At 74.1% G+C, this 20,202-nt stretch carries 16 protein-coding genes; 9 read left to right on the top strand and 7 right to left on the bottom strand.

What is annotated here, in order from left to right:
* Positions 1–1,332, bottom strand: coding sequence for a hypothetical protein (locus ACI799_RS12390; protein WP_456596990.1), 1,332 nt, complete (start codon positions 1,330–1,332; stop codon positions 1–3).
* Between the two features lie 53 nt (positions 1,333–1,385).
* A complete protein-coding gene (locus tag ACI799_RS12385; RefSeq protein WP_456613177.1) occupies positions 1,386–2,705 on the bottom strand; it encodes a UDP-glucose dehydrogenase family protein in 1,320 nt (439 codons plus the stop codon).
* Between the two features lie 325 nt (positions 2,706–3,030).
* On the opposite strand from ACI799_RS12385, the gene ACI799_RS12380 reads away from it, so the two are divergent.
* The 5 genes from ACI799_RS12380 to ACI799_RS12360 all read left to right on the top strand — a co-directional run bounded on the left by ACI799_RS12380 (position 3,031) and on the right by ACI799_RS12360 (position 10,151).
* Entirely contained in the window at positions 3,031–4,530 is a 1,500-nt protein-coding gene (locus ACI799_RS12380) for an O-antigen ligase family protein (protein WP_456613176.1), read from the top strand.
* A 133-nt stretch (positions 4,531–4,663) separates the two neighbouring features.
* Positions 4,664–5,629 carry a glycosyltransferase gene (locus tag ACI799_RS12375; RefSeq protein ID WP_456613175.1) on the top strand — a complete coding sequence of 322 codons (966 nt, stop codon included), beginning with the start codon at positions 4,664–4,666 and terminating at the stop codon, positions 5,627–5,629.
* On the top strand, positions 5,626–6,663 hold the full coding sequence (locus tag ACI799_RS12370; protein WP_456613174.1) for a glycosyltransferase family 4 protein: 1,038 nt from the start codon (positions 5,626–5,628) through the stop codon (positions 6,661–6,663). Before ACI799_RS12375 ends, ACI799_RS12370 begins: the two co-directional genes overlap by 4 nt.
* A gap of 151 nt (positions 6,664–6,814) precedes the next feature.
* A complete protein-coding gene (locus tag ACI799_RS12365) occupies positions 6,815–8,380 on the top strand; it encodes a polysaccharide biosynthesis tyrosine autokinase (RefSeq protein ID WP_456613173.1) in 1,566 nt (521 codons plus the stop codon).
* 262 nt (positions 8,381–8,642) lie between these two features.
* The gene (locus tag ACI799_RS12360) at positions 8,643–10,151 is read left to right on the top strand and encodes a sugar transferase (RefSeq protein WP_456613172.1); all 1,509 of its coding nucleotides are present in this window, start codon (positions 8,643–8,645) and stop codon (positions 10,149–10,151) included.
* A 22-nt stretch (positions 10,152–10,173) separates the two neighbouring features.
* On the opposite strand, the gene ACI799_RS12355 is transcribed toward ACI799_RS12360, so the two are convergent.
* On the bottom strand, positions 10,174–11,286 hold the full coding sequence (locus tag ACI799_RS12355) for a glycosyltransferase family 4 protein (protein ID WP_456613171.1): 1,113 nt from the start codon (positions 11,284–11,286) through the stop codon (positions 10,174–10,176).
* A gap of 10 nt (positions 11,287–11,296) precedes the next feature.
* On the bottom strand, positions 11,297–12,133 hold the full coding sequence (locus tag ACI799_RS12350; protein WP_456596998.1) for an ATP-grasp fold amidoligase family protein: 837 nt from the start codon (positions 12,131–12,133) through the stop codon (positions 11,297–11,299).
* A 250-nt stretch (positions 12,134–12,383) separates the two neighbouring features.
* On the opposite strand from ACI799_RS12350, the gene ACI799_RS12345 reads away from it, so the two are divergent.
* A complete protein-coding gene (locus ACI799_RS12345; RefSeq protein WP_456613170.1) occupies positions 12,384–13,190 on the top strand; it encodes an arsenate reductase/protein-tyrosine-phosphatase family protein in 807 nt (268 codons plus the stop codon).
* On the opposite strand, the gene ACI799_RS12340 is transcribed toward ACI799_RS12345, so the two are convergent.
* Positions 13,187–13,357: a hypothetical protein gene (locus ACI799_RS12340; RefSeq protein ID WP_456613169.1), complete on the bottom strand. Its 171-nt coding sequence runs from the start codon at positions 13,355–13,357 to the stop codon at positions 13,187–13,189. The genes ACI799_RS12345 and ACI799_RS12340 overlap by 4 nt on opposite strands.
* Before the next feature lie 205 nt (positions 13,358–13,562).
* Between ACI799_RS12340 and ACI799_RS12335 the strand changes: the two genes are divergently transcribed.
* Entirely contained in the window at positions 13,563–14,825 is a 1,263-nt protein-coding gene (locus ACI799_RS12335) for a hypothetical protein (RefSeq protein ID WP_456613168.1), read from the top strand.
* 57 nt (positions 14,826–14,882) lie between these two features.
* Here the strand turns inward: ACI799_RS12335 and ACI799_RS12330 are convergent, their stop codons facing one another.
* Complete coding sequence (locus ACI799_RS12330; protein WP_456613167.1) at positions 14,883–16,388, bottom strand: sugar transferase; 1,506 nt, start codon at positions 16,386–16,388, stop codon at positions 14,883–14,885.
* A gap of 149 nt (positions 16,389–16,537) precedes the next feature.
* Positions 16,538–17,983 carry a hypothetical protein gene (locus tag ACI799_RS12325; protein ID WP_456613166.1) on the bottom strand — a complete coding sequence of 482 codons (1,446 nt, stop codon included), beginning with the start codon at positions 17,981–17,983 and terminating at the stop codon, positions 16,538–16,540.
* A 325-nt stretch (positions 17,984–18,308) separates the two neighbouring features.
* On the opposite strand from ACI799_RS12325, the gene rfbB reads away from it, so the two are divergent.
* Together rfbB and ACI799_RS12315 are read left to right on the top strand one after the other, a co-directional pair.
* A complete protein-coding gene (gene rfbB / locus ACI799_RS12320) occupies positions 18,309–19,304 on the top strand; it encodes a dTDP-glucose 4,6-dehydratase (RefSeq protein WP_456613165.1) in 996 nt (331 codons plus the stop codon).
* Positions 19,301–20,146: an SDR family oxidoreductase gene (locus ACI799_RS12315; RefSeq protein ID WP_456613164.1), complete on the top strand. Its 846-nt coding sequence runs from the start codon at positions 19,301–19,303 to the stop codon at positions 20,144–20,146. Before rfbB ends, ACI799_RS12315 begins: the two co-directional genes overlap by 4 nt.
* Positions 20,147–20,202 lie beyond the last annotated feature (56 nt).

The following is a 20,202-nucleotide window of genomic DNA, read 5'->3' as shown; positions in this document are numbered from 1 at the left end:
CTACTGCGCCGTGGACGCCGGCGAGCCCAGCGGGTTCTTGCCGGTCGGGGCGTCCTCCAGGACCTCGACGGCCTCGTCGCCGGCCGTGCCCTCCTCCGGCGGCGGGGTCCTCGGCACGACCCGGACGGCGACCAGCCAGCTCACCAGCGACATCGTCGCGGCGGCGATCACCAGCCCCGCCATCAGGCCCGTGCGGCCCCAGACGGCGGTCAGCGCGACGGGCAGGAGCACCGCGATCGGCGCCACCGCGATCCGCACCTTCAGTGCGGCCCCGGTGTTGCGCGAACCGCGCATCGCCAGCAGCGCTCCGTGCGTGATGCCGAACAGCACCATCTGCACGCTCACCGCGGCCACCAGCCAGCCCGAGCCCCACGACTCGCCGAACAGCGCCTGCCCGACGCCCTGCGGCAGCAGCACGAGCACCGTGCCGTACACCACGGCGACCCCGGCCAGCGCCAGCGAGGCGAACCGGCCGATGCGCAGCGCCCGGTTCCGGTCGGACTCCACCGCGCTCGCCACCATCGGCAGGCAGATGACGCTCGCGGCGGCCACGGTGATGTTGAGCGGGCCGTTGGCCACCTGCGCGGCCTTCAGCGAGCCGAGCAGCGCGGTGCTCGCCACCAGCGGCAGCACGAAGATCGTCAGCTGGCCGGAGCCCGAGGAGAGCGCGAAGTCGCCGAGCAGCGGGCCGGACACCGGCCACATCGCCCGTAGCCGCGCCCGCAGGTGCAGGGGCTCGCGGCGCAGCCGGAAGGCGACCAGGCCGATCACGTCGGCCAGCAGCGCGCCGAGGATCCACAGGCCCAGGACGACGGCGGTGCCCGAGATGACGTCGGTCAGGGCCAGCACGGTGGCGACGATCATCACGACCAGCCAGACGCCGTCCAGCAGCACCGCCCGGCCCGGCCGCTGCTCGAAGAAGCCGACGTAGCGGAGCGCGTCCTGCACCAGCAGGGCGGGCAGCCCCAGGAAGAACACCACCCAGGCGACGTCCAGGGGGGTGGCCAGCAGGAGCAGGCCGACCGGGATGCCGATGGCCCCGACCGCCGCCGCCGACGCCACGGCGACCAGATGCACCGGCGCGCCCTTGAGCACGTTGCGCTGGGTGATGAGCAGCGGGTCGAGGACCGCGGCGCGGGTTCCGCCCAGCAGCAGCCAGTAGATGCTGTAGATGATCGCGAACTCGCCGAAGACGCTCGCGCTCACGCCGGAGGCGATCGCCACCGACAGCAGCATGTTGCTGGCGCTGGAGATCGCCTGGTCGGCGACGGTGAGCCCCCGGCTGACCAGCTTCCCCCCGCGCAGGGCGCGGCCCAGCCGTCGGATCACCATCGGGCGGCGCGGAGGGTCAGCGGCACGGCAGACGAGATCGGCGGATCAGGGGGTCAGCCGGCGCGGCGGCCGAGCGCCCGGTAGGTCCAGCCTGCGGCGGTCCACTCGCTGCGGCTCAGCGCGTTGCGGCCGTCGAGCACCCGCTTCTGCGACACCACCCGGCCGAACGCCACCGGGTCCAGCTCGCGGTACTGCTTCCACTCGGTGAGCACCAGCACGGCGTCGGCGCCCTCGGCCGCCTCCTCCGGTGTGGCCGCGTAGTCCAGCTGCGGCCACTGCCGGCGGCTGTTCTCGATGGCGGCCGGGTCGGTCACCCGGACGACGGCGCCCTGCAGCTGCAGCTGGGCGGCGACGTTCAGCGCCGGGGAGTCGCGGATGTCGTCGCTGTCGGGCTTGAACGCCGCACCCAGGACGGCGACCTTCTTGCCCAGCAGCGAACCGTCGCAGACCTCGCGGGCCAGCTCCACCATGCGGATGCGCCGGCGCATGTTGATGTTGTCGACCTCGCGCAGGAACGTCAGCGCCTGGTCGGCGCCGAGCTCCCCGGCGCGGGCCATGAAGGCGCGGATGTCCTTGGGCAGGCAGCCGCCGCCGAAGCCGAGGCCGGCGTTGAGGAACTTGCGGCCGATCCGGTCGTCGTAGCCGATCGCGTCGGCGAGCAGCTTCACGTCGGCGCCGGTCGCCTCGCACAGCTCGGCCATGGCGTTGATGAAGGAGATCTTGGTGGCCAGGAACGAGTTGGCGGCGGTCTTCACCATCTCGGCGGTGGCGTAGTCGCTCTCCACCTTGGGCGTGCCCCGCGCGACGATCGTGGCGTACACCTCGTCCAGCAGCTTCCGGGCCGTCTCGGCGTCGGGCCCGACCGGCAGGCCGTAGACCAGCCGGTCGGGGTGCAGCGTGTCCTGGACGGCGAAGCCCTCGCGCAGGAACTCGGGGTTCCACGCCAGCAGGGCGCCGGGCACCTTCTCGTCGATCAGCTCGGCCAGCCGGGCCGCCGTCCCCACCGGCACGGTGGACTTGCCGACGACGAGCTCGCCGGGGGAGAGGACCTCGAGCAGCGACTCGACGGCGCCCTGCACGTAGCGCATGTCGGCGGCGTACTCGCCGCGCTTCTGCGGGGTGCCGACGCAGACGAAGTGGACGGCGGAGCCGGCCGCATCGGCCATGTCGGTGGTGAAGCGCAGCCGCCCGGTGGCCAGGGTGCGCTCGAGCAGCTCCTCGAAGCCCGGCTCGAAGAAGGGCGCCTGGGCCTTGGCCAGCGAGTCGATCTTCGCCTGGTCCACGTCGATGCCGACGACGTCGTGACCCAGCTCGGCCATCGAGGCGGCGTGCACCGCGCCCAGGTATCCGCAGCCGATGACCGAGATCTTCACGCAGTGCTCCTGTAGTCCGAGTGGGGGGAGTGGTCGGGCAGGTCTGGCCCCGGCGTTCCCCGTCCGTCCGTTGCAGGCCTCCGTCATGTTCGACCACGCACCACCCGGAACGCCAGCCGGACGGCGACGGGGAGGGACAGAATCCACCGTGCAGGTGGCGGTGGCCCCGCGGCCGTGTGACGGCAGCCATACCCAGGCGTCGCCCGGCCGGGGGGTCGCGGCGGCGTGGCATTGTCGGAGCACCGGTACGCGTGGAACGCTCGCGTCGGACCAGCGGGGACCGTATCGCCCGGAGCGAGCGGCCCGTGGCGTGGAAGGGGTCGGGGTGGGTGACGCGCTGACCAGGACCGTGCCCCGCTCGCTGCTCGTCTGCGTGCTCGCCGTCGTCGGGCTCACCGTGGCGGCGTCCTACCAGCCGGTCCCGGTGCTCCTGCTGGTGGTCGGCGTCCCGGTGCTCGTGTGGGGCTGCCAGCACCCCAAGCGCTTCGTCGCGGCCGCCGTCCTGATCAGCCTGTTCAACAAGTCGGCCGCCCAGGTGAGCGGCATCGCCCAGGTGGACTACCTCGACGAGGCGGCGATCGGGGCCACGCTGCTCGTCTGCGTCGGGCCCCGGCTGCTCCGCGGCGAGCCGCTCCGGACCTTCCCGGGGCTGGGCTGGTTCGCCCTCTACGGGGTACTGGGGGTGGTCAGCGGGCTGGTCGCGAACGTGCCGCTCGTCGTCCTGGCCTCGGGCGCGGCGCTGGCCGGCAAGGGCATCCTGCTCGCGCTGGCCGTGGCGCAGCTGCGCTGGTCCAGCGCGGACGTGCGCCGCCTGGCCAAGGGCGGCGTCGCCGTCCTGCTGGTCATCATCGCCTGCTGCCTGGTCAACCTCGCCATCCCGCAGACCTGGCAGAGCACGGTCGGCAACATCGACCAGCTCAGCTACCGCGCGGCCATCCCGTCGCTGATCGGGCCGTTCGTCGAGCCGGGCACGCTCGGCATCATGGCCGCCCTGGGGTTCCTCGGGGTCGTCGCCTGGAACACCAGCATGGGCGCGACCCGCTTCACCTGGCTGCTGTCGGCCGGCATGGCCCTGGTCGCCGTCCTCTCCTTCCGGCGCAAGACCTGGCTGGGGATGATGGGCAGCTTCCTGTGGCTGAGCTCCCGGGCCGGCCGCGCCGGCGTCTTCCCGGCGGCGCTCACCGTCGTCGCCGGCATCGTCATCGTGTTCTGGTCGACGCTGCTGAACGCGCTGCAGGGCATCGTCGCCACCTACGTGGACCAGTCCGAGGGCACCGCGGCGCGCACGCTGATGACCCGCGACTCCTTCTTCGTCGCCCAGGACTACTTCCCGCTGGGCGCCGGCTTCGGCCGGTTCGGCTCGGACACGGCCTCGGAGTTCTACAGCCCGCTCTACCTCGAGCGCGGCTACCAGTACGTCTGGGGGCTCTCCGAGCGCACCGGCAACGCGATGTTCCTCACCGACACCATGTGGCCGGCGGTGCTGGGGGAGTCCGGGTTCCTCGGGATGCTGGCGTTCCTCGCCGCGCTCGTCGCCGTGTGGCGGACCGCGAGCCGGCTGTCGCGCGACGCCGAGCCGGTGGCGCGGTTCCTCGGGCTGACCGGCATCGCCTGGCTGGTCCAGTACCTGCTGGAGTCCACCGGCAACCCGGTGTTCGTCTCCCCGCCCTCCTACATCCCCCTGTTCGTCCTGATCGGCCTGCTGGGATCGTTCGGTGCACGGTCCGCCGAGGAGGACGGGGCCGCCGGCGAGCGGCCGGGCCGAGCGCATCCGGACCGGCGGCGTGCGGAACCGGCGCGCGCGGACATGGCGAACGTCACCTAGCCCATCCCCGTCCGCTGCCGGCAGCCACCCCAACCGGCGAATCGGCGCGCGCGGGAAAGGCTCCGTCCCCGCGCCCCATTACGCTGCGGGAGTGCCACCACGACGGGATCGAACCGAACCGGCAGGTGAGAGGGTGGAGCTGTCCGCGGCGCTCAGCGGCAAGCGCGCCCTCCTGGTCGCCTCGACCGGTGGTCACCTCGCGCAGATCGTCCGGTGGGCCGAGCGCTTCGCCCTCCGGCCGGACTCGGTCTTCGCCACGTTCGAGTCCGAGCAGAGCCGGTCGCTGCTCGGCGGGCGTCGCGTGGTCGCTCTCGACTACGTGCCTCCGCGAGGCCTGGCACCGGCGGTCCGCGCTGCCGTCCGGCTGCACCGGGAGACCCGCCGGGAGCCCTTCGACGTCGTCCTGAGCACCGGTGCCGCGGTCGGTCTCTCCGCCTACGCGATCGCGCAGCTGCGGCGCCTCCCGTTCGTCTACATCGAGAGCGTGTCCCGCTTCGACGGGCCCTCGGCCACCGGCCGCATCCTCGAGCGGCTGCCACGGGTGCAGCGCTACTGCCAGCACGCCACGTGGGCCGACCGCCCCGGCTGGCAGCTGGGCCCCTCGCTCCTCGACGACTACACCGCCGTCCCCGCTCCCGACGGCCCCGCCCCGAGCGGCGGGGGACGCCGCGTCTTCGTCAGCCTCGGCACCATCAAGCCGTTCCGCTTCGACGCGCTGGTCGACGCGGTGCGGGACGGGGTGCGGCCCGGCGACACCGTCACCTGGCAGCTGGGCGCCACGACGCGCGACGACCTGCCGGGGGACGTGAACCAGGAGATGCGCGCCGAGGACTTCGACCGCCTGGTGGCCAAGAGCGACGTCTTCGTCACCCACGCCGGCGTGGGCACCCTGATGCGCGCCCTCGAGCTCGGTGTCCGGCCCGTCGTCGTCCCGCGGCTGGCCGAGCGCGGCGAGCACGTCGACGACCACCAGCTGCAGGTGGCCCGTGAGCTCGCCGGGCGCGGGCTGGTCCTGCTGCGGGCGCCCGGGGAGCTGACCGCCGCGGACCTCGACCCCTCCGGCGTGGTGATCCGCCGAGCCGGGGACATGTCGGCGTGAGCCGCCCCCCGCGGCCCGCGCTGCGCGTCACGCAGATCGGCAACGCGTCGCAGGGGCGCGGCGGTGTCTCCTCCGTGGTGCGCACGATGAACACCTGGAGCGGGGACGACCTCGTCGTGCGCGAGTGGCCCTCCTACTGGCACGGCGACCGGCGGCGGACCATCGCCACGTTCGCCCGGACGGCGTTGAAGGTCCTGCTCAGCCGGGCGGAGCCCACCGACGTCTGGCACTTCCACCTGACCCAGCACGGCTCCTTCCTCCGCGAGGGGCTGCTGCTCGGCATCGCCCGCCGGCGCGGGATCTGCTGCACCGCACTGGTGCACGGCTCGCAGTTCGTCGCGTTCGCCGAGGGCAACCGCCGGCTGGCCCGGCTGGTGCTGCGCTGGCCCGCGATGGTGTTCGTGCTCACCGATCCGGCGGCCGAGGTCGTGCGCTCCCTCGGCATCGACGCCGTCCGGGTGGCCAACTCCGTGCCCATCGAGGAGAGCCCGGTCGCCGACGGCCGCTCGGGGTTCGTCTTCGCCGGCGAGGTCGGGCAGCGCAAGGGCGCCGACGTCCTCCTCGACGCGTGGTCGGAGGCGCGGCTGGACGGCCAGCAGCTGATCCTCTTCGGCGACCTCGCGCCCCAGTTCCGGCTGCCCGCCCCGCTCCCCGACGGAGTGGTGTTCGAAGGGCCCGTCGCGCCGGAGCAGGTGCGCGCCCGGCTGCGGACGGCGCTCGCGCTCGTGCTGCCCAGCCGGGCGGAGGCCATGCCGATGATCATCCTCGAGTCGATGAGCCTGGCGACGCCGGTCATCGCCAGCGACGTCGGCCAGATCGCCGAGGTGGTCGACGACACGGGGATGGTCGTGCCCCCGGCCGACTCCGAGGCGCTCGGCGCGGCGCTGCGCCGGATGGCCGATTCCCCGGAGCTCGCCCTGTCGCTGGGGCGCCGCGCCTGGGAGCGCGTGCGGGCCCGGCACTCGAACGACGTCGTGCGGCGCAAGTTCGTCGAACACTGGCGCAAGTGCGTCGGCCATGGCCCGTCCGGGTGAACCCTCCCCCCGGATCCCCCGCACGATATCTAGCCTGGACGGCCCAGCAACTGCTTGAGTCGGCAGAACCGGGAATGTGCGGGCCCGCGCGACGTCCGCGACCGCCTGGAGCTCACGCCCGTGAGCGTCGATCACCGGAGACGAGGAAGTAGTGGAACTCAGAGACACCATCGCGGCCTTCCGCGCCGGGTGGTTCCTGCCCGTGATCGGGGTGCTGGTGGGCGGCGCGGTCGGGGCCGGTACCGCCCTGGCGATGACGCCGACCTACACGTCGGGGACCCAGCTGTGGGTGACCTCGACGGACGCGACCACCACCACCGCCGCCTTCCAGGGCAGCCAGTTCTCCCAGAACCGGGTGGCCTCGTACGTCCAGCTCCTCACCAGCGAGCGGCTGGCCAACGGCGTCGTCGACCGGCTCGACCTGGACCTGGCCGCGCCGGCCGTGCAGGGGAAGATCGAGGCCTCGGTCGTGCCCGACACGACCGTCCTCGACATCGTGGTCACCGACACCTCGGCCGAGCGGGCGCGCGACCTGGCGGCCGCCGTCGCCGCCGAGTTCACCGACCTGGTGGAGGAGGTCGAGGCGACCACCACGACGCCGACCGATCCCGAGGTCGAGCCGGTGACGAGCATCCCGGTGAAGGTGACCGTCCTCGACACGCCCGAGGTCGCGCAGGAGCCCGCCTCCCCGAACCTCGTCGCCAACACCGCCGTCGGCGTGCTGGTCGGCCTGCTGGTCGGCCTGGCGCTGGCCTACGCACGGGTGCGGATGGACCGCTCCGTGCGCGACGGGACGGTCGCCGCCGCGGCGGCCGGCGCCCCGGTGATCGGGACCATCGCCCGCGATCCCCACCTCGCCTCCCAGCACGTGCTCGAGCGGCACAGCCGGTCGGGCAACGCCGAGGCGTTCCGGCAGCTGCGCACCAACCTGCAGTTCCTCGACGTCGACGAGCCGCCGCGCGTGATCATGGTGTCGAGCGCGGCCGCCGCGGAGGGGAAGACCACCCTCGCCATCAACCTGGCCGTCACCCTGGCCGAGGGCGGCCACCGGGTGGCGCTGGTCGAGTCCGACCTGCGGCACCCCCGCGTGGTCAAGTACCTCGGGCTGGTCGACGGCGCCGGGCTGACCAGCGTCCTGGCCGGTACCGCCGACCTCGACGACGTCCTCCAGCCCTACGGCAACGGCCGGATGTCCGTCCTCGGCGCCGGCTCCATCCCGCCCAATCCCAGCGAGCTGCTGGCCTCCAGCCAGCTGCGCAACGTGGTCGACCGGCTGCGGGCCACCCACGACTTCGTCGTCTTCGACACCCCGCCGCTGCTGCCGGTCGCCGACGGCAGCGCCGTCGCGGCGGCCATGGACGGCGTGCTCCTCTCGGTCCGCCAGGGCAAGACCCGGCGGGACGAGGTGGAGCGGGCCGCGGCGCTCCTCGACCGGGTCGGCGCACGGATGCTGGGGGTCATCCTCAACCTCGCCCCGGCGTCGGCGCTGCCGCACGCGTACGGCTACGCGGGGGAGGGCCCCACGGAGTCCGACGAGCCGAAGCCCGGGCCCGTCGTCGCCGAGCAGGAGCCCCCTGCGGCGTCGGGCGTCATGCCGGGGGGCGACGGACGGACCGAGCCGGCGGGGGCGACCCGGATCGAGATCCCGCCGACGGCCGAGCCCGCCGGTGCTGAGCCCGCCCGTGTCGAGCGGTCGGACTTCCCGAGCCGGAGCTGAGCGCGGTCGCCGCCCCCCCGGGGCGCGGTTGTGACCAGGGTCGCTGACTGATTGTAACGAAGGATCTCCGTTACGTACTGTTATGTCGTGGCCGAGACATTTCGGCCCTGAGCCGTTAACGTCGTGTCCGGCGGCTCGACCGGCCGGTGCAATGGCGCCCGGCTGCCCATGCGTGCTCACTCTCCGTACAGGTGAGCGAGGCGGTGTGTTGGCGGGTTCGCCACCACGACGACCAGACGCACCCAGGGGGCTCGGTATCTCGATGCAGGTTGCTCACGAACAGACGACTCGTGAGGTGCTGCCCGCGAAGGTGCGGACCCGCTTCTACGGCCTCCGCCGCCTGCGCGGCGAAGGCACCGAGGCCCGACGGGCGTGGCGCTCGGCCTACGTCCGCAGCATCGTCCTCGGGGATGCGGTCTGCGCCGTGCTCGCGGCCACGATCGGCTACTTCGTCCGGTTCGGCACCGAGGTCGACGGCGCGGCCCAGTACTCGCTGTGGGCCGCCCTGCTCATGCCCTTCCTGTGGCTGGCCGCCATGCACGTCGGCCGCAGCTACGAGGAGCGCTTCCTCTGGGTCGGCGCCGAGGAGTTCCGCCGGGTCCTGCACTCCGCCGCGGTCCTGCTGGCCGTCGTGGCCGTGGTCTCCTGGGGGATGGACCTGCGCGTCGCCCGCGGCTTCGTCGTCGTCGCCCTCCCGCTGGCCACGGTGCTCACCCTGCTGCACCGCTACGTGCGCCGGCAGGCGCTGCACCGGGCCCGCACCGGTGGGGCGTTCCAGCAGACCACCGTCATCGTCGGGCACCGCAACGCCGTGGCCTCGCTGCACGCCGAGCTCGACCGCGCCGCCTACCACGGCTACCAGGTCATCGGGTGCTGCCTGCCCGACGGCAAGGCGGCCGACGTGCCCACCGACTTCGACGGCCTGCCCGTCCTCGGCGGCCTCGACGAGGTGCTCGACGTGGTGAAGCGGTACGAGGTCGACACCGTCGCCGTCATGCCCAGCCCGGAGCTGGACGGCTCGTCGCTGCGCCGGCTCGGCTGGGAGCTGGAGAAGACCGAGGCCGAGCTGCTGCTCGCCCCGGCCGTCACCGAGGTCGTCGGGCCGCGGGTGGCCATCCGCCCCGTGTGCGGGCTCCCGCTGCTGCACGTCGAGCGGCCCGAGCTCCGCGGGGTGCGCCGGCTGGCCAAGACGGTGGTCGACACCTCCCTCGCCGCCGTCGCGCTGCTCCTCACGCTCCCGCTGTTCCTCGTCATCGCGCTGGCCCTGAAGACGACCAGCCGCGGCCCGGTGTTTTTCAAGCAGACCCGCGTCGGCCGCGACGGGCAGACGTTCTCCATGCTCAAGTTCCGCAGCATGGTGCAGGGCGCCGACCGGATGGTCGAGGTGCTCGAGTCCGACAACGACGGCAACGGAGTCCTCTACAAGCGGAAGGCCGACCCGCGCGTGACGCGGGTCGGGCGGGTGCTGCGCCGGTACTCCCTCGACGAGCTGCCGCAGCTGATCAACGTGCTGCGCGGCGACATGAGCCTGGTCGGCCCGCGCCCGCCGCTGCCCAGCGAGACCGAGCGCTACGGCTTCGACATGCGCCGCCGCTTCCTGGTCAAGCCGGGCATCACCGGGCTGTGGCAGATCAGCGGCCGCTCGGACCTCTCCTGGGACGACTCCGTGCGCATCGACGTGCGCTACGTGGAGAACTGGTCGCTGAGCTTCGACATGATGATCCTGTGGAAGACCCTCGGAGCCGTCCTCCGCGGTCGCGGCGCCTACTGACGCCCGGCCGGGCGGCCCCGGGTCAGCCGGCGGCCGCCTGCCACAAGGCGCGGATGTCGGCGTACATGGAGCGGGCGTCGAATCCCGCCTGCCACGTCGCGTAGGCCGCCTGCGCCATCGCGTCGCGCAGCTCCTCACCACCCAGGAGGAGCCGCAAGTGCTCGGTCAGGGCGTCGACGTCGCCGGGCGGGACGAGGTAGCCGTTGGCGCCCGAGGTGACCAGCTCGGCCATGGCGCCGACCGGGGTCGTGACGGCTGGGATGCCCCGGCTCATGGCCTCGATGACCACCATCGGCAGGCCCTCGGCGTGGCTCGGCAGGGCCAGCAGGTAGGCCTCTCGCAGGAGCTCCTGCGCCTGCGCGCGGGGGAGCGACCCCGCGTAGGTGATGCGGCCGGGGCGGGCCCGGACCGCCTCCTCCACCAGTGCGACGACGCGGGGCTCGGCCGGGGGACCGGCGAGCACCAGCTCCGCGTCGGGGACGTCGTCGAGCCGCTCGAACGCGCGCAGCAGCTCGGGCACGCCCTTGCCCTCGTCCATCCGGCCGAGCAGGAGCACCTGCTTGGTGCGACCGGCGGGCCACGGCACGACCGGCGGTGCGCCGTCCGCCACGCCGTTGTGCACGACGTGCACCCGCGCGGCGGGGACGCCCAGCTCCTCGCAGACCAGCCGGGCCCACGGCTTGCCCAGGGCCACCACGAACGCCGCGCGCTGGAAGAAGCGCTCGACCCGGCGCTTCGCGGCCGGCGAGAGCGTCGCGAGGAAGTCCCGGTACCCGGCGCCGTGCAGGTGGATGCCGTAGGGCAGGCCGCGCACGGCGCAGGCCCGAGCGATCGCCAGCTTGCGCCAGGTGCTGCCGCGGCTCGCCACGTGCAGGTGGACGACGTCGGCGCGCGCCGTGCCGGCCGTCAGCAGGCTGCGGGCGAACGCCACGGCCCGCTGCGGGACGGGGCCGATCCCGCCGGAGTCCACGACCCGCAGCTGCACGGGGGTGGCGCTGAGCCGGTTCTGGGTCTCCAGCTCGGCGACGACCGAGGCCATGCCGCCGGGCTGCCCGCCGGTCGGGCCGACGCTCAGGACCCGGAGCGCGCCGCCGGCGTCGTCGTGGTGGCCGGGGCCCGTCGTTCCGTTCCGCATCGTGCCCGGCTCACCGGCCCGAGACGTCGTCGAGGGCGGGCAGCGTCCACTGCTCCCCGAGCCAGGCGTCGAAGCTGTGCGGCTCGAACGGCAGCACACCCCCGCCCGGGTAGGGGGTGAACTCGCTGAACCAGATGGTGCCGTCGACGTTGTAGAGGTCGACCCGCATGAAGTCGAAGTCGCGGCCGAGCACCTCCGCCGCGTGGTTCAGCTCGGCCAGGTTCTCCGGCGGCGGGCCGGGCTCGCCGCTGCCCAGGGCGGTCGCCACGTGCAGCGGTTCCCAGTCGGCCGTGTAGAAGGTGCGTGAGTGCTGCTTGGTGAACCGGCCCGTATCGACCGACACCGCGGCGATCTTGCCGTCGAAGACCAGGTACTTGTAGTCGTCGGGCGGCGTCACGCCGTCGCCGATGGCCTCCTCGATGACGTACAGGGGGCGCGCCTCGCTGTACGCCCACTCGCCGAGCAGGACGCTCTGGTCGTCGCGCAGCCAGGTCCTCGTCTCCGCGATCGTCCGGGCGTCGACCGTCTCCTTCTCGCTGCCGAAGCGCACCAGGCCGCTGCGGTGGTTGGGCTTGAGCACCCAGGGCCGGTCGAACATCCGGCCGGCCACCTCGGTGAGGTCCGTGCCCGACCAGAAGGTCTCCGGCACCGAGATGCCGGCCTCCTCCTGCACCTGTGCCGCGTGGTCCTTCATCGCCAGCTTGTCGCAGGTCCAGGCCAGCAACGGGCGCCGGTCGTGGAGGATGCGCCAGTTGATCTTCTCGCCGAACGTCTGCGGATCGCGGAGCCGCGGCAGCCGCCCGTGCCCGGCCAGGTACAGGTATCGCCGCCGGAGAGGAAGGGGCATCAGGCCGGCGACCCTGCGGTGAGCCGGCTGGAAAACGTGTCGGAGGCTCTCGTTCAAGCCGCTCCGGGGCATGCTGACCCCTTCTGGTGTGAGACGTGGGCACGCCGGCTGTGTCGGTTCCCGGCGCGCCGTCCGGCGTCCGGTGTCGCGGGCGAGCCTAGTACCCGGCGTTCCGGATCGACCTCCCGCGCAGCGCAACCACCCCATCGGAGGTGTCCGGGAACGGCCCGCACCGCCCACACTGGGTGCCGTGCCCGACCCGCATCCGCCCGCGAACCCCGTCACCGTCCTGCTGGTGTGCACCGGGAACATCTGCCGGTCGGCCCTGGGGCAGGGGCTGGGGCGGGCCTACCTGCACGAACTCCTCGGGCCGGCGGTGTCCGACGTCCGGCTGGTCAGCGCGGGCACGCGTGCGGTCGCCGGCTCGCGGATGCACCCGCACAGCGCGCTGGTCCTGTCCGGGCTGGGCGGGGACCCCGAGGGGTTCGTGGCCCGTCAGCTGGAGCCCGGGATGGTCGCCGACGCCGACCTGGTCCTCACCCTGACCCGCGACCACCGCCGCGACGTGCTGGGGATCGTGCCCCGGGCCCTGGCGCGCACCTTCACCCTTCGGGAGGCCGCGGCGCTGCTCGACGCGCTCGACGACCGGCAGCCCGCGGGGGGCGGCTTCGCCGACCGGGTCCGCGCGCTGGTCGCCGCCCTGGCCGCGGCGCGCCCCGGGCGCAGCGGCGGGGAGGACGACGACATCGCCGATCCGATCGGCCGGCCCCTGCAGGGTCACGAGGAGATGGGGCAGGCGGTGGCCGAGGCGCTGCTGCCGGTGCTGGCCGCGCTGGCCGCGCTGCACCCGTCCCTGCACGACGCGGCCGTGCCCGATCCCCGGGGGGGCGCCGCGCACGTCGACCGTGGCGGTGCCCATGCGGCCGAGGGCCGGCCGTCCGGCGAGGAGGGCCCGACCGCGGGTGGCTCCGCACCGGCGGCGGATCGGCCCGGGCGTCCCGCGCGGCGTTCGTTCGGCGTCCTGGGCCTCCGCCGGCGCGCCGGCTCCGGTTCCTAGCGCGGGGTGATCGGGGAGGTCGTCCACTCCGCGGGCACGAAGTCCGGCACCGGCGGGGTGCCCGGAGTCTGCCGGCGGTCGGCCACGCGGACCGCCTGGCCGATGACGAGCGCCAGGAGGCCGGCCAGCGTCATCCAGGCGGTCGCGAGGACCAGCAGCCATGTCATGGGACCTTCCTAGGCGGACCGCTGCGAGCGGACCGGGTCCGACGCGGGCAGAACCTGCCGAAAAATCTTCTCGCCGCATGTGCGGGTGTCCGCGCAGGTCGGGCCGCGAGTCGATTAGCAGAGCCGAGGCCGACTCGGCGCGAAGCCCGAGAAATTCACTCGATCGGGCTTGGCGTTACGTAATCGTGACGCTACCTTCTGTCGCGTGTCACGAACCGCTTACCGACAGTTGCGAAACCACCGGCCCCGCCGCAGGCGTCTCTCCCGACGTCGGCTGGCGCAGCTGTCCCTCGCCCTGGTCGGCATCCTCCCGCTCAGCTACCCACTCGTGCAGAACCAGGGGGCCGACGTCGTCGCGAGCCAGTCCCCGCAGCCCGCGGAGACCCGGGACTCCCGCCCCGCCGCGCAGCCCCCCGTCGGTGCCCCGCCGGCCGTCGACACCCCCGCCCCCGCCGGCACCCAGGCGCAGGCTCCGGTCCCGAACGAGCAGCCGGCCCCGGTCGCCGATTCCCGGACCGGCACGCGCCCCACCGGCCCGACGACCACCGCTCCCACCGCCCCTGCCCCGGCTCCCGCGCCCACGCAGCCCGCGACCACCCCCGCGAAGCCCGTCGCCGCTCCCGCGAGCGGCGCCCTCAGCTGGGCCCCGCCGGCCGGCTGGCAGAACTACCCGGTCACCAACGTCACCCCGAGCAACTCGGTCACGACCATCGGGGCCCGGGGCGGCGACGTCCTGGTCAAGCTGCCCGCCGACCGCCCGGCCGGGCCGATCACCATCGCCAACTGCCGCAACGCGGTCATCATGGGCGGGCAGATCACCGTCGCGCCCACCGCCCGCTTCGGCAACGACGACCAGCGCGCCATCTACGTGCACAAGTGCACCGGCACCGTGCACATCGAGGGCGTCCTCATCAACGGCAACGTCCCGGGCTCCCAGGCCGACGGCATCGCCGTGAACGCCCCCGAGGCCACCGTGCAGATCCAGAACGTCCGCATGGAGGCCCTGCGCGGCACCTACTCGGTGAACCACGCCGACGTCTTCCAGCCGTGGGGCGGGGTGCGCGAGTACCGGATCGACCGGCTCAGCGGCACGACCAACTACCAGGGCATCCAGGTCCGCCAGGACCTCGGCGCCATCGGCAAGGGCACCATCCGGAACACCAACGTCGGCAGCTCCGAGGTGAACCCGATCGAGCGGGGCGGGCAGTTCATCCGCATCGACTGCAACACCTACCCGCTGGCCCTCGAGAACGTCTACCTCGACCCGCGCTCCGGCCGGGACATGGGCTACAGCGTGTGGCCGCAGACCGATGACCGCAGCTGCCCCGCGAAGATCAGCAACGGCGTCGTCTCGTGGCCGTCGATCGGGAACCTGACCGGCACCCTCACGCAGGGCAAGCCCGCGTCGGGTGACTTCGTCCCGGCCGGCTCCGTCGGCATCGGGTACGTCAGCCCCGGTTATCGCTGACCCGACCGTGAGGGGCGGGTGCCGCGCGAGACGCGCGGCGCCCGCCCCTTCGGCGTCTCAGTACGCACCGCGACCGGTGAGGACCGCCCCCACCGTCCGCCACAGGATCATCAGGTCCAGCATCAGGGACCAGTTCTCCACGTAGTGGATGTCCAGCCGCACCGAGTCGGTCCAGGACAGGTCGGACCTGCCGCTCACCTGCCACAGCCCGGTCAGGCCGGGCTTGACCACCAGCCGGCGGTGCATCTCCACCCCGTACCGCTCGACCTCCGAGGGCAGCGGCGGGCGGGGGCCGACCATCGACATCTCCCCGCGGAGGATGTTGATCAGCTGGGGCAGCTCGTCGACCGAGTACCGCCGCAGGACCCGGCCCACCCGCGTCACCCGCGGGTCGCGCCGCATCTTGAACAGCACGCCGTTGCCGTCGCTCACCGGGGCCAGGCGGGTGACCAGGCGGTCGGCCCCGACGTGCATGCTCCGGAACTTCAGCATCGGGAACCGGTGCCCGTCCCGGCCCACCCGCACCTGGCGGTAGAACACCGGCCCCGGGCTGTCGAGCTTGACGGCCAGACCGGCGACGACGAGGACCGGGGCCAGCAGCAGCAGGAGCAGGACGGCGCAGAACCGGTCGAAGGACTCCTTCACCAGCCGGTGGAGGCCGCGCAGCTCGGGCCGCTCCATCTGCAGCAGCGAGAGCCCGCACACCGGGCGCACCCGGATGCGCGGACCGGCGACCTCGGAGACCGACGGCGCGAGCAGCAGGTCGGCCTGCGTCTTCTCCAGCTCCCAGCCCAGCCGGCGCAGCGCCGCACCGTCCAGCTCCGGGCACGGCAGGACGGCCACGGTGTCCACCTCGTACCGCTCGACGACGTCGACCACCTCGTCGAGGCCGCCGAGCACCGGCAGACCGACGGAGCCGCCGCGGGTGCCGGAGCGCGCGGGCAGGCAGCAGCCGATGACGGAGTAGCCCTGGTCGACCTCCCGGTGCAGCTGCTCCCGGAGCGCGGCCACGCCGTTGCGGTGGCCGACGAGCAGCGTCGTCTGCTGGAAGCGGCCGCGGGCCCGCTGCCGGCGCAGCCACGACCGGTGCGCCTGGCGGTGGGCGAGGGTGAGCGCGGTGGCCAGCGGCAGGGCGACGACGACGAAACCGCGGGCGACCTCCAGCTTAAGCGCCCAGGAGACGGTGCCCACGAGGGCGAGCAGCAGCGCGGCGGCGAAGAAGACGCGGCGGAACTCCTCCGGCCCCTCCCACAGGTAGCGGCTCTCGTAGCTGCGGGCGACCACCATGGCGAACAGCCAGACGCCGGGCAGGGCGACGGCGATGGCCAGGGACGCGTTGGTGGCACCGACGTCCGGCGGGTGGAAGCGGGCGAGCAGACCGCTGCCGGCGGCGACGGACGCGCAGACGGCGTCCCACACGACCAGGCGGCGGACGTAGGGACCGCGCCAGGCGCGGCGGGCGGCGGTGCCCGCCCCGCGCAGCCGGTCGGCCCGCGTGAGCCGTGGAGGCGGCGCGGCACGGTGGTGGGTGAGGTGTTCGGACGGGATGGCTTCACTGCTCATCGGGTGAGTTCCCTGCGGTGCGAACGGCGATCCGGCGCCCGGTGGGGAGAGAGGCACACCGGGGGCGGGACGCGCGTGCGGAGTCATGGACTGTTCGACGAGCCGATCGACGGACCGGCGGGGCGGGCGAAGAGGGGAGCGTGCGCCCGTCAGTCGGGGCTGGCGCCCGGCTCCTCGACGCGGCCGAGGAGGGCGGCGTCGTTCCCGCGAGCGGTCCGGATCGAGCCGGCGAGAGATGCGGGGAAGCCCGCGTCGAGCACCGCGAGCACGCAGTCCGCGTGGTCGGTGTGGCCGGCGCCGAACCCACCGCTGCCGGACGCGGTGGCCGACGCGGGGCCGCCCGGGCCGCTCGCGGGCACCGGTGCGACCGGCGCCGCCGGAGGGCCGTGCTGGCCCGGCGGGCGCACCGGTGCCGGTGGCGGGGCCGGGGGCGGCGGGCCGGGGGGCTGCGGGGTCGCGGTGAGGGTCGGTGTGACCGGCTGGGTGGTGCCGGCCCCGCGCGCGGACGGGGACGCGGAGGCCGCCGCCCCCGTCGTGGTCGTCTCCGCGGCGGCGGGGAGGCACGGCGGCGCGGTGGCGTCCGGCGTCGGCGCGCTCTGCGGCAGCGCCGTCGGCGGCTTGGTCGCCGAGGTGGCCGGAAGTGGGGCGTTCGCGGGCTGAGTGTCGGCGAGCTCCGTGCCGGCGAGCTCCGTGCCCGCCTTGGTGGGCTCGGTGGGCTCGGTGGGCTCGGTGCCGCCGGGCTCGCTCTCGGTCGGTTCGCCCTCGGTGGGGCCGGCGGGCTCCTCGTCGCTGGGTTCGCTCTCGGTCGGTTCGCCCTCGGTGGGGCCGGCGGGCTCCTCGTCGCTGGGTTCGCCCTCGGTGAGGTCGCCCTCGGTGGGGCCGGCGGGCTCCTCGTCGCTGGGTTCGCCCTCGGTGAGGTCGCCCTCGGTGGGGCCGGCGGGCTCCTCGTCGGTGGGCTCGCCGTCGACGGGTTTGCTGTCCGGCGGCGACTGATCGATGGGTGCGGGGTCGATGGGTGCGGGGTCGATGGCTGCCGGGTCGACGGGTGCCGGGTCGGCCGCAGGCGGGGTGACGTCCGGTTCCGCGGGTGGCGGCGTCGGCGCCACGGGCGGGGGGACGTCGCCGTCGGCCGGGGTGGTCGGTGTCGGCCCGGGCACGGCCGGGGTGGCGGGAGTAGCCGGGGGCCCCGCCGGCGGGGGGTCCGTCGGGACGTCGGGCGGGGGGTCTGCGGGGACGTCGGGCGAGGGGTCCGCCAGCACGTCGGGCGGGGGGTCTGCGGGGACGTCGGGCGAGGGGTCCACCAGCACGTCGGGCGGGGGGTCTGCGGGGACGTCGGGCGGGGGGTCCGCGGGGACGTCGGGGGGCGGCTCCTCGGGGCCGGGCGGCGCGACCACGGAGGTGTCGCCCTCCGTGTGGCCGGCGGAGTCGGCCCGCGCCGCGTCGGCGGAGACGGCGAGCAGCAGCCAGGCGCCCAGGGACAGCAGGGCGGCCAACAGCAGGCGGCGCGGCCACGCCCCGCGCCCGGGGAGGCCGGCGTGCGGCGCGACGAGGGCGTGCGGTCCCGACAGCGCTCCCGCCGCCCGGCCGATGGACACGCGCCTCCTCCTGTTCCTCGCCCCGTGAGACACCTTCGGCCCAACTCGCGGCGAGGGGAACCGGGATCGGGTGGCGTGCGGGTTAACAGCGGCGGCGCGCGGCCCGGCCTCACTGTCGGTTACGTGACCGATCGGTATCGCGGCCATGTGGTCGAGGTCCGGCGCGAGCGGGCGCCTCCCTCGATCGGGGTCGCCGAGGCCGGGAACCGGCGATGAGCACCCCCTGGGGCGACTACCGTCATGCCCTGCACGACGGCCCGCCGCGGCGCGGGCACCGGGCGGGGTCCTCGTCCGGTCGCGATCCACGGCGGAGGTTCAGCAGGCGATGCGCATGCTCGTCACCGGGGGTGCCGGCTTCATCGGCGCCAACTTCGTGCACCAGACGCTGCGCGAGCACCCTGAGTACGAGGTCACCGTGCTCGACGCGCTGACCTACGCGGGGAACGAGGCGTCCCTGGCGCCCGTCCGCGACGACATCGAGTTCGTCCACGGCTCGGTCGCCGACGCGGAGCTGGTCGACCGGCTGGTGGCCCGCTGCGGCGTCGTCGTCCACTTCGCGGCCGAGAGCCACAACGACAACTCGCTGCGCGACCCCTCGCCGTTCCTGCAGACCAACGTCGTCGGCACGTTCACGCTGCTCGAGGCGGTGCGCCGGCACGGCGTCCGCTACCACCACATCTCCACCGACGAGGTCTACGGCGACCTGGAGCTGGACGACCCGGCGAAGTTCACGCCGGAGACGCCGTACAACCCGTCCAGCCCCTACTCGTCGACCAAGGCGGGCTCGGACCTGCTGGTGCGGGCCTGGGTGCGCTCCTTCGGCATCCACGCCACCATCTCCAACTGCTCCAACAACTACGGGCCCTACCAGCACGTCGAGAAGTTCATCCCGCGGCAGATCACCAACGTGCTCGCCGGGCTGCGCCCCAAGCTCTACGGCGCGGGCGAGAACGTGCGCGACTGGATCCACGTCGACGACCACAACTCCGCCGTCCACGCGGTGCTCGACCGGGGACGCTCCGGCGAGACCTACCTGATCGGCGCGGACGGGGAGAAGAACAACCGCGAGGTGCTGGGGCTGATCCTCGAGCTGCTCGGCCGGCCGGCCGACGCCTTCGACTCGGTTCCCGACCGGGCCGGCCACGACCTGCGCTACGCCATCGACGCCACGAAGCTGCGCACCGAGCTCGGGTGGACGCCGCGCTACACCGACTTCCGCGACGGCCTGGCAGCCACCATCGACTGGTACCGGGAGAACACGGTCTGGTGGCGCCCGCTCAAGGACGGCGTCGAGGCGCAGTACGCGGCCCAGGGGCAGTGAACGCCGTCATCGTCGGCGCCGGCGGGCAGCTCGGCCGTGCGCTGCGCGGAGCGTTCCCCGGCGCCGTGGCGCTGGACCGGGCCGCGCTCGACATCACCGACGCCACCGCCGTGCAGGCCTTCGACTGGACCGGCGTCGACGTCGTGCTCAACGCCGCCGCCTGGACCGCCGTCGACGCCGCGGAGAACCCGGCGAACCTGGCCGCGGTGCGCGCGGTCAACGTCGACGCCGTCGCGCACCTCGCGCACGCCGCCGACCGGGCCGGCGCGGCGCTGGTCCACCTCTCCAGCGAGTACGTCTTCGACGGCACCCATCCCGGCCCGATCCCCGAGGACCTCCCGCCCACGCCGCTGTCGGTCTACGGCCGCAGCAAGGCCGACGGCGACGCCTGCGCCGCCGCCGTCGAGCGGCACTGGCTGGTGCGCACCACCTGGGTGGTGGGGGAGGGCGGCAACTTCGTGCGCACCATGGCCGGCCTCGCCGACCGTGGGATCAGCCCCTCGGTCGTCGACGACCAGATCGGCCGGCCCACTACCGCCGCCGACCTCGCCGCCGGCATCCGCCACCTGGTCGGCACGGGGGCGCCGTTCGGCACCTACAACCTCACCGGCGACGGCGAGCCCGCGTCCTGGGCCGACGTCGCCGCGCTGGTCTTCACCGCCCGCGGCCGCTCCGCCGACGACGTGCAACGCGTGAGCACCGCCGAGTACTTCGCCGGGCGCACCGGCGTCGCGCCGAGACCGCTGAACTCCGTGCTGGACCTGGCGAAGATCCGTGCCGCCGGCTTCCGGCCGGCGCACTGGCGCGAGGCCCTGCGCGACCACCTCAGCCGCCTCAGCTGACCCCCGCGCCCCGTCGCCCCCGACACGGAGGACGGATCGGTCAAGGTCTGCCCCCC

It is taken from the genome of Blastococcus sp. SYSU DS0753, assembly GCF_054051175.1.
This window is presented reverse-complemented; position numbering and strand designations above follow the sequence as displayed.